At 42.7% G+C, this 3,327-nt stretch carries 2 protein-coding genes and 1 pseudogene; all 3 read right to left on the reverse strand.

What is annotated here, in order from left to right; all coding sequences use genetic code 11:
- Window positions 1–107, reverse strand: a pseudogene (locus tag F6K38_RS37640) (cupin domain-containing protein); the annotation flags it as partial.
- 43 nt (window positions 108–150) lie between these two features.
- Window positions 151–1,371 (reverse strand): RNA-guided endonuclease InsQ/TnpB family protein, encoded by a 1,221-nt coding sequence (locus F6K38_RS37645; RefSeq protein ID WP_008188345.1) that lies wholly within the window; start codon window positions 1,369–1,371, stop codon window positions 151–153.
- A 571-nt stretch (window positions 1,372–1,942) separates the two neighbouring features.
- The coding region (locus tag F6K38_RS37650) for a single-stranded-DNA-specific exonuclease RecJ (RefSeq protein WP_287360096.1) at window positions 1,943–3,327 on the reverse strand (1,385 nt) is incomplete at its 5' end.

Below are 3,327 nucleotides of genomic sequence, written 5' to 3' on the forward strand. Positions count from 1 at the left end.
CCCGTGCCTTTGTATAAATTCCAAACTTCATCCCCAATAACCCGATGAAACCGACTCTTTTCATCTTGGTTCAGAGAAAAGTAAATATGAGTAAGAGCAGACTTCACGCTAGAATCACTTGCAGTTAGTGACATACTCCTACACTGATCTTTACAGATTCAGTGTAGGCTTCTTACCAAAACCACCTAACGGTTCGGTTACTCGGTAAGCTTTACTAGTGACGGGATGCCCCACCGCCAAATTCAATATATTCCTAGCCGCATTAACATCTCTATCCTCGATATATCCACAATGAGGACAGGAATGAATGCGGTCTTTTAATTCCTTTGGTACTTTTTGACCACAATTAGAACAGTTTTGACTGGTGTTCCGAGGATTTACTGCAATCGTGACCAACCCAGCATTTTCGGCTTTGGTTGACAGGATAGACAGAAATTGACCCCAGCCAGCATCTAGGACGGATTTGGCCATTTTAGTCTTAGCCAATCCCTTTATATTCAACTTTTCATGAGCAATTAGATCGTGATCATCTAACAACCCTTTAGCTGTCTTGAAATGAAAATCTTTTCTGGTATCAGCTACCTTTTTGTGAGCTTTACCTAGTTTAACAACAGCCTTCTTTCTGTTGTTACTGCCTTTCTTAGATCTACTGACAGCTTTCTGAATTTTCTTTAATCGTTTCTGAGCTTTCCGATAGTACTGGGGGATTTGCACCTCTGTCCCGTCGGACTTGGTCAAAAATGACTTGAGACCCATGTCTATACCAACAGGATTTGATACTTGTTCAATCGGGATCACCTCAGGGACAGTATCATCCTGTAATGACAAGGTCACATAGTATCCATCAGCTTTACGTGTAACCGTGGCAGTTTGAATTCTAAATCCGTCTGGAATTGGTCTATGGTAAACCATTTTGACCCATCCAAACTTAGGAAGGTTCAACCTGTTCCCTTGAATAGGGTTTTTGGAAAAAGCAGAAAAAGTTAAAGACTTATACCTGTTCTTACTCTTGAATCTGGGTTTGCCACTTCTCTTGCCATTAGAGTCACCTTTTATGAATCTCTTAAAGGCTAAATCAACCTTCTTGACGCAGTCTTGTAGTACATTGGCATGAATAGCTTTGTACCAGTGCCTATCTTTCTTTAATTGAGGTAAAGTTTTTTTCTGTGAAAAGTAATTAGGATTATTTCTAAGTTCAGGCAAATGGCAAATAAGAGGACAGGAGTTAATAGAGCAGCGATTTTGTTCGTACCAGCTAAACCTGTCAGCAAGTAAATAGTTGTATTGGTGGCGCAACATGTCCAGCCATCTTTCTATCTCCATCACTTGCAATTTTGTTAGTCTTAGTCTGTACTGGTACGCCGTTCTCATTGATTTCTCCTGTTTTTCGACCTACTATTAGTATAACAGTCGTGGCAACAGGTATCAACCCATAATGAAAGATCAAAAGCTCGTAGTCAGAGTGACCAATTTTGAGAAAAAGCAATTACAGGAAGAGGCTGTTCGCGTAGCGTGACCTACGGTCAATCGTAGGGGAATGACCTGCTCCGAATTACTCAGAAGCTTCATAGCTCGCCTCCCTGTGCCGAAAGACTCTGTGCAAAATTCCTCCCACACTCATACTACGTATTGAGATGTGGGGCTCCTTTTGCCAGAAAGCTGAAATCTTTGATCGAAATACCTCCTGGTATCTTCCTCCTTCAGGGTGTTCTATCAAGTTAAGTGGTTTAGTCATGAGTGTTTAATTAGATCTTTCAGATTTCAAACAATATACTATGTTAGTAGAGTAGCATTTCAACTTCAGTTAACCACCAAACAGCAAACTCCCAGTAGCTACCTCATCGAATTGCCAAAAGAATAAGAAAAGGTAGTGTTTTTTGTTGGTGTCGCTAACCCCACCTATAATCTTCGATTTAGGTGGAAACTGCGCGAGACATTTTGTTCAACTGAGTCCCAACGCACGAGTTGCTGCTTTGATCAACGGGTAGTAGGGAGGTTTAGTGACATTAACTTCTTTAGCGTCTTCCCGTTTAGTACCCAAAAGTCCAGTGCGTTGTCCTTTCTGAATCGCTAAGACTTTCCCTTCGGGGTTTCTAATCCTTAGTTCGTTTAAAGATTCCCAAAGGCTACAGGTGTAGCGGCGCTGATTGTAATAAAATTCTGCTTTCTTGGTGGTTGAGGTAGTAGTAGCCACAGGTAAACGGACACCCACTAACTCTAACTCAATGGTTGTGTTGCCCTCCCAATGATGCTCTCGCAACTTGTAGGCAATATCCACTCGCCGAGGTAAAGGGAAGTATTCCCCCCAACGCCAAGCAATAGCTTGAATCGTGACTGGTTGATTGTCCTGATTCAAGGTAAGCTTAATGTGTCCCTTACCAACAACTCGTTGCTCAAGGATTTGGACATTGGCACTCCAAAAGACAGGATCCCGATTGCCAATCCCACAGGGGTGAAGCAGATCTAATTGCTGGTAGAGGTTAGAGGTAATTTCAGAGAACTCTAGACTAGCGTCGATAGCAACTAGGGGTTTGAGGTGTTCAGGTTTTAGAGATTGATGGGCAAAACTGCTCAGGGATTCTTCAAAGGCGCTTAAGTTCTCAGCAGGTAGGGAAAATCCACCAGCTGCTTTGTGTCCTCCATATTTACCGAGTAAGTCTTTGCAGAACTCTAAGGCTTCAAAAATATTGAATTCAGTTATGCCCCGTGCTGAACCGCGAATGTGTTGTTGGTCGTCGTCTTCATAGGTTCCAATAAAGACTGGGACACCATAGCGCTCTACTAATCTGGAGGCAACAATGCCAATCACTCCATGATGCCAATTCGGTTGGACAATCACTAATACCCGCTTCTGTTGCCAATCTATTCCAGTATCCTCAATAAATGCGATCGCATCTTGTTCAATATCAGCACACAATTGCTGACGCCGTTGGTTAACTTGTTCACACTCCATTGCCCTCTCAAGTGCTACTTCGGGTGCAGTCGTCGTCAGCAGTTCAATTACAATTTGGGGATCCGATAAGCGACCAATAGCGTTAATTCTTGGTCCTAGTCTAAATCCAATATCCTCCGGCTTGAGGGATTTTTGGTCATCTTTAACCCCAGTTATCTCGATTAATGCTTGAACTCCTGCTAATTGAGATTGAGGCAATAACCCTAAGCCTCGCTTTAACCAACGTCGGTTGATCCCGGTTAAAGGAGCTAAATCCGCAATAGTTCCCAGAGTAAATAGTTCTAACAGCTGTTGGGTCAAGCCTTTGAGTTGACCCAGTTCTTGTGCTAGACAGATAGCTAAAATGTAAGCTATCCCTACACCCGCTAAACTTC

The organism is Moorena sp. SIO3B2 (assembly GCF_010692525.1).
In the GTDB taxonomy this organism is placed as follows: Bacteria; Cyanobacteriota; Cyanobacteriia; order Cyanobacteriales; family Coleofasciculaceae; genus Moorena; species Moorena producens.

What these genes read in the sequence shown, in the direction of transcription:
- F6K38_RS37645 (WP_008188345.1), bottom strand. Translation starts at nt 1,371, where the DNA reads ATGAGAACGGCGTACCAGTACAGACTAAGACTAACAAAATTGCAAGTG.